This window comes from Kitasatospora sp. NPDC059088 (assembly GCF_042738155.1).
GTDB lineage: Bacteria > Actinomycetota > Actinomycetes > Streptomycetales > Streptomycetaceae > Kitasatospora.
Genome location: NZ_JBHYGR010000165.1, coordinates 12,288 through 18,203, shown reverse-complemented (window position 1 = coordinate 18,203; position 5,916 = coordinate 12,288). Strand labels below are relative to the sequence as shown.

Below are 5,916 nucleotides of genomic sequence, written 5' to 3'. Positions count from 1 at the left end.
GGCCTCGGTGGTCGCCGCCAAGCGGGCCGAACCCGGGGACGACCTCACCACCGACCTGATAGCCGTCCGCGAGGCCGGGGACGGGCTCAGCGAGGCCGAACTCGTCGGCACCCTGCTGCTGATGCTGGTGGCCGGGCACGAGACCACGCTCAACCTGATCACCAACGCCGTCCGGGCCCTGCTCGCCCACCCCGACCAGCTGCGACTGGTGCTGGACGGCGCGCAGCCGTGGTCCGCGGTGGTGGAGGAGACGCTGCGCCACGACTCGCCGGTCGGCCAGTTCCCGCTGCGCTACGCGAGCGAGGACATCGAGGTCGGCGACGTGGTGATCCGCCGCGGCGAGGCCCTGCTCGCCTCGTACGCCGCGGCCGGGCGCGACGCCGGGCACTACCCGGACGCCGACCGCTTCGACCTCACCCGGCAGCCCGCCCGGCACCTGTCGCTCGGACACGGCCCGCACTTCTGCCTCGGCTCGGGGCTGGCCCGGCTGGAGGCGGAGACGGCGCTGCGGCACCTGTTCGCCCGGTTCCCGGCGCTGGCCCTGGCGGAGGGCGAACGGCCGGAGCCGATCGGCTCGTTCGTGAGCAACAGCGTGCGGACGCTGCGGGTGACGGTCCGGGGGACGGGCGCGTGATGCGGGCCGCCGGAACGGGCGACAGGGGTGACGGTTGCCGCCACCCGGTTACCTGAGGGCGGCCCGGTCGTTCGGCAGGGCATGAAGAAACTCGCCACCCTCGCCGCCCTCACCATGGCGGGCCTCGCCCTCGCCGCCCCGGCGGCCTCCGCCACCAGCCAGGTCGCCAGCTCGCCGGACGCCACCGGCGGCCTCACCGACGGCCTCACCCTCTCCCCCGCCGACCTCGCCCTGCAGACCGCGGGCAAGCTCCCGGTGGTCGGGCACACGGCCGACGAGGTGGAGGCCATCGGCACCAACCAGATGTCCCACCCGGGGCTCAGCGGGCAGATCGGCTGACCCACCCGCCGCCACGGGCCGCCCACCGCACCGGGCCGCCCGCCGCACCGGGCCGCCCGGACGTGCGGTGGAGCGGGCGGCCGACCGACCCCCGTCCGGTCCGCCGCCCGCTCCTGTCTGCTGCCCGCTCCTGCCCGCTGCCCGCCCCCGGGGCTCAGCCCGTGAACAGGCCGTTGAGCTCCGGGTAGGTCAGCCCGCCGTCCAGGGCGGCGTACGTACCACTCCCGTACACCTCTTCGGCCGCCCGGCGGACCGCCGCGTAGGCCACCTTGGCCAGGCCCGGGCCCAGGCTGATCCGGGCCACGCCCAGCTTCGCCAGCTCGGCGACCGTGGGTGCGCCCGGCGCCGCCAGCACGTTCAGCGGGGCCGGGACGGCCGCGACCAGGGCGGCGATGGTCTCCGGGTCGGCGACGCCGGGGACGAACACGCCGTCCGCGCCCGCCTCGACGTACGCCCGCAGCCGGCGGACCGCCTCGTCCAGCCGGCCCTCCGGCTCGCCCAGGCCGTGCAGGAACACGTCGGTCCGGGCGTTCAGGAACAGCGGGACGCCGGCCGCGTCGGCCGCCGCCCGGGCCGCCGCGACCCGCTCCGCGGCCTGCTCCGGGGTGTGGTCCGCGTCCTCCAGGTTCACCCCGACCGCGCCGGTGGCGAGCAGCGCGGTGACGGTCGCGCCGACCCCGGCCGCGGTGTCCGCGTAGCCGCTCTCCAGGTCCGCGGTGACCGGCAGGTCGACCGAGCGGACCACCTCGGCGGTACGGGCCAGCACCTGGTCGCGGTCGGCGCCGCCGCCGTCCGGGCTGCCGAGCGACCAGGACACGCTGGCGCTGGCCGTCGCCAGCGCCCGCGCCCCGGCGCCGGCCACCAGCCGGGCGCTCGCCGCGTCCCACACGTTGGCCAGCACCAGCGGCTCGCCCGGGCGGTGCAGCTCCCGGAGCAGCCGGGCCTTCTCCTGCTGGGTGGTCATCGCGGCCCCGCTCACTTCGCGGCCGGGCTCATGCGGGTGGACACGCCGATCCGGTTCCAGGCGTTGATGGTGGCGATCAGCGCGATCAGCTGGGCCAGTTCGGCCTGCTCGAAGTGCGCGGCGGCCTCGGCGTACACGGCGTCCGGCACGTGCCCCTGGGTGAGCAGGGTGACCGACTCGGTGAGGGCGAGGGCGGCCCGCTCACGGGCGGTGAACCACGGGGTCTCGCGCCAGGCGGGGAGGGAGACCAGGCGGTGGTCCTGCTCGCCGTTCTTGCGGGCGTCGGTGGCGTGCATGTCGATGCAGAAGGCGCAGCCGTTGATCATCGAGGCGTGCACCTTGACCAGCTCGGCGAGGACCGGGTCCAGGCCCTGCCGGGAGGCCCGGTCCACGGCGATCATGGCCTGGTAGAACTCGGGGGCGAGCCGCCCCAGCTGCAGGCGCAGCTCGGGGGCGGGCACGGCGTCGGTCTGGTGGGTCTCGGTCTCGTTCGTCGTCACGGTCGCCAGCCTAGGAGCCGACTGGCCCGTCCCACTGGTGCATTCGCCGCTCGGATCCTTGGGCCACTTCCGGCGCACGAACGGGCGTGCGAGGATCGCTGGTGGATCTTCGGATCCTCGGACCTCCGGATCCTCGCACCTTCCGAGCGGATCGGACCAGGGGGCGGGACCGGCGGATCGGACCGGCAGATCGGACCAGCGGATCGGACCAGGGGGACGGGACCGTGTGCACGGCGTTCATCAGCATCGAACCGGAGGCAGCGGTACCGGTGCTGCTGCTCTCCGTCCGGGACGAGTACCTCGGCCGCGCCTGGCTGCCGCCGGACCACCACTGGCCGCAGCGGCCCGAACTGCTCGGCGGACTGGACCTCGCGGCCGGCGGCACCTGGCTGGCCGTCGACCCCACCCGGCGCACCGCCGCCTGCCTGCTGAACGGCTTCGGCCCGCTCGCCCCCGCCGACAGCAGGCTCAGCCGCGGCGAACTCCCGCTCACCGCCGTCCGCGAGGGCGGGATCGGCCACCTCGACCTGACGCCGTACGACCCCTTCCACCTCGTCCAGGTCCGCCCCGACGGCGCCCGGGTCGCCAGTTGGGGCGGCGGCCGGCTCACCGAGCACGAACTGCCCACCGGGCTCAGCGTGGTGCTCAACGACGGGCTGGAGGGGATGGCGGCCAACCGCACCGCCTCCGAGCGGATCCGCTCGCTGATGGCCGCCCGCGCGGACCACTTCCGGGCCCGGTTCCGCGCCGAGCCCCGGCCGAGCCCCACCGCCGACGGCCCGACCGAGCGGGCCTGGGGCGGCTGGCTGCCGGTCGTCACCGGCGACGGGCTGGCGCCGGACGAGGACGCCGCGCTGATCCAGCGCCGGGACTTCGGCGACGGGCGGATCTGGGGCTCCTCCTCGATCTCCCTGCTGGCACTCGGGCCGGACCTGCTGCGCTACGACTTCGCGACCGCCCCGGTGCCCGCCGACGGGTCGGGGTGGCGGCGGGTGGAGGCCTGACCGGGACGGACGTGCGTCCAGGTCGTACGTCCGACCGACACGGACGTCCGAGACGGACGTACGTCCCGGCCGGCCGCCCGCGAGCGATCCGGACGTCCGAGACGGACGTACGTCCGAACCGGGTCCCGGAAAAGGACTTGAAGCTGACGCTGCGGGAGGCTGCATCGTAGGGCTCCGTCGACCCCTCGCCCCCGTAGGAGGCGCCCGATGGACCGCCCGCCCCGCACGCCCCGCCGGTCCGCCCTGCTGGCCGTCGCCCTGCCGCTGCTGGGCGTCCCGCTCGCCGCGACCGCCGGTCTGCTGCTCGGCGCCGCCGTGCACCGGAGCGTGCCGTTCGGCAGTCTGCTGGGCGCCCTGGCCGGCGCGCTGTTCGGCTGAGTCCGGGCCCGGTGACGCCCGGACATACGCTCGATGAACTTCTGGGAGCGGGCCTGCCAGGCGTCTACATGCCCGTAGTAGCTTCGCGGTGGCCACCGGGATCGGGCGGCCGCAGACCCCCGAGCGAAGGTGCGCGATGTCCACCCTGACCTACCCGGAAGCGATAGGCGTCGGCCTGCTGCAGGGTGTGACGGAACTCTTCCCGGTCTCCAGCCTGGGCCACAGCATCCTGCTTCCGGCCGTGCTCGGCGGGAAGATCCAGCAGGACCTCGACATGACCGCCGACGGCTCCCCCTACCTCGCCGCGCTGGTCGCCCTGCACCTGGCCACCGCGCTCGCCCTGGTGGTGTTCTTCCGGCGGGACTGGGTCCGGGTGGTCAGCGGCCTGGTCAGCTCGATCCGGCACCGCCGGGTGCAGACCCGGGACGAGAAGCTCACCTGGCTGCTCATCATCTCCACCATCCCGGTCGGCGTGGCCGGACTCGTGCTGGAGAAGGCCCTGCGGCACGCCCTCGGCAAGCCGCTGCCCGCCGCGGTATTCCTCGCCCTCAACGGCCTGGTGCTGCTCGGCGCCGAACGGCTCAAGCGCGGCGGCAGCGGCCGCCGCCGGGCCGGGTACGCCGCCCCCGTCGACGAGCCCGGCCTCGACCCGGCGACCGCTTCCGACGTCCGGCTGACCAGGCTCGGCTACGGCCAGGGCGCCTGGATCGGCGCCGCCCAGATCCTCGCGCTGTTCCCCGGCATCAGCCGCTCCGGCGTCACCATGAGCGCCGGCATCCTGCGCGGGCTGCACCACGAGGACGCCGCCCGGTTCTCCTTCCTGCTCGCCACCCCGGTCATCCTGGCCGCCTCGGTGCTGAAGGTGCCCGAGCTGTTCAAGCCGGAGAACTCCTCCGTGCTCGGCCCGGTCGCGGCCGGCAGCGTCGCCGCCTTCGTGGCCGGCTACATCTCGGTGCGCTTCCTCACCAAGTACTTCGAGACCCGCAGCCTGACCCCGTTCGCGGTGTACTGCTTCCTGGCCGGCCTCGGCAGCGCGATCTACCTCTCGGTCTGAGCCCCCCTCCCGCGGCTCCGACAGCCCACAGTCGGCCCCGCCGGAAATCCCGCGCACCGAACGGCCGCCTCGGCGACCATGTCACCGGCAGGACAGGCGACTTCGCGAGAGGTGGAACGGTGGCAGGAACGGCGGCAGGACAGGTGCGCAGGGTGGCCGAGGGCAGGGCGGCGGTCGTCACGGGCGGCTCGCGGGGCATCGGACGGGCGATCGTCGAGCGGCTGGCGCGCGAGGGCGCGGACGTCGTCCTCGGCTACGCCACCGACCGGGCGGCCGCCGAGGCGGTGGTCGACGCGGTGGCGGCGGGCGGCGGACGCGCCTGGGCCGTACCGGCCGACCTCGCCGAACCGGGCGCCGCCGAGCGGCTGATGGCCACGGCCGAGGAGCGGCTCGGCGGGCTGGACATCCTGGTGAACAACGCCGCGCGGTCCTTCACCCCCACCCCGCTCGCGGACCTCGACGACACGGCCTTCGACGCCGTCCTGGCCGTCAACACCCGCGCCGTGTTCACCACGGTCCGCTACGCGGCCCGCCGGATGCGCGACGGCGGACGGATCGTCAACATCTCCAGCGTGAACACCGTGCGCCCCGTCCCCGGCATCGCCGCGTACGCCGCCAGCAAGGGCGCCGTCGAACAGCTCACCGCCGTCGCCGCGGCCGAACTCGGCCCGCGCGGCATCACCGTCAACACCGTCTCCCCCGGCGCCACCGACACCGACCTGCTGCGTGCCGCCAACCCGCCCGAGGCGCTCGACCGGGTCGCGGGCCTGACCCCGCTGCGCCGGCTCGGACAGCCCGAGGACATCGCCGACGTGGTCGCCTTCCTGGCCGGGCCGGACGCCCGCTGGGTCACCGGGCAGAACCTCCGGGCCACCGGCGGCCTGGGCTGACCGACGGCGCACCGACGGCGCACCGACGACAACCCGCGGGGGGGGGCGGGGGGTCGCGAGGCCGGACCGCGGGGGGGGCAGCCGGGCAACCAACCGCGGGCGCCACGCCCCCGCGGAGCAACACTCGCACGACATACATAAGCGCGCACGGGG

Annotated in this window: 8 protein-coding genes; 6 read left to right on the top strand and 2 right to left on the bottom strand. The window is 75.4% G+C overall.

Going from position 1 to position 5,916, the window contains the following annotated elements; genetic code table 11:
* Both ACFWXO_RS40415 and ACFWXO_RS40410 read left to right on the top strand, forming a co-directional pair.
* Positions 1-634 (top strand): cytochrome P450 (locus ACFWXO_RS40415; protein ID WP_380531006.1); only part of this gene is annotated, 634 nt, incomplete at its 5' end.
* An 81-nt stretch (positions 635-715) separates the two neighbouring features.
* Positions 716-973: a hypothetical protein gene (locus tag ACFWXO_RS40410; protein WP_375892885.1), complete on the top strand. Its 258-nt coding sequence runs from the start codon at positions 716-718 to the stop codon at positions 971-973.
* A gap of 154 nt (positions 974-1,127) precedes the next feature.
* Here ACFWXO_RS40410 and ACFWXO_RS40405 read toward each other — a convergent pair whose 3' ends face one another.
* Entirely contained in the window at positions 1,128-1,937 is an 810-nt protein-coding gene (locus ACFWXO_RS40405) for an isocitrate lyase/phosphoenolpyruvate mutase family protein (protein ID WP_375892883.1), read from the bottom strand.
* An 11-nt stretch (positions 1,938-1,948) separates the two neighbouring features.
* Entirely contained in the window at positions 1,949-2,437 is a 489-nt protein-coding gene (locus tag ACFWXO_RS40400; protein WP_380531002.1) for a carboxymuconolactone decarboxylase family protein, read from the bottom strand.
* Between the two features lie 224 nt (positions 2,438-2,661).
* On the opposite strand from ACFWXO_RS40400, the gene ACFWXO_RS40395 reads away from it, so the two are divergent.
* The 4 genes from ACFWXO_RS40395 (at position 2,662) to ACFWXO_RS40380 (ending at position 5,763) form a co-directional block, all read left to right on the top strand.
* A complete protein-coding gene (locus ACFWXO_RS40395) occupies positions 2,662-3,441 on the top strand; it encodes an NRDE family protein (RefSeq protein ID WP_380530999.1) in 780 nt (259 codons plus the stop codon).
* 207 nt (positions 3,442-3,648) lie between these two features.
* On the top strand, positions 3,649-3,819 hold the full coding sequence (locus ACFWXO_RS40390; protein ID WP_380530997.1) for a hypothetical protein: 171 nt from the start codon (positions 3,649-3,651) through the stop codon (positions 3,817-3,819).
* Between the two features lie 136 nt (positions 3,820-3,955).
* A complete protein-coding gene (locus tag ACFWXO_RS40385) occupies positions 3,956-4,873 on the top strand; it encodes an undecaprenyl-diphosphate phosphatase (protein WP_380530994.1) in 918 nt (305 codons plus the stop codon).
* 152 nt (positions 4,874-5,025) lie between these two features.
* Positions 5,026-5,763, top strand: coding sequence for a glucose 1-dehydrogenase (locus ACFWXO_RS40380; RefSeq protein ID WP_380530992.1), 738 nt, complete (start codon positions 5,026-5,028; stop codon positions 5,761-5,763).
* Positions 5,764-5,916 lie beyond the last annotated feature (153 nt).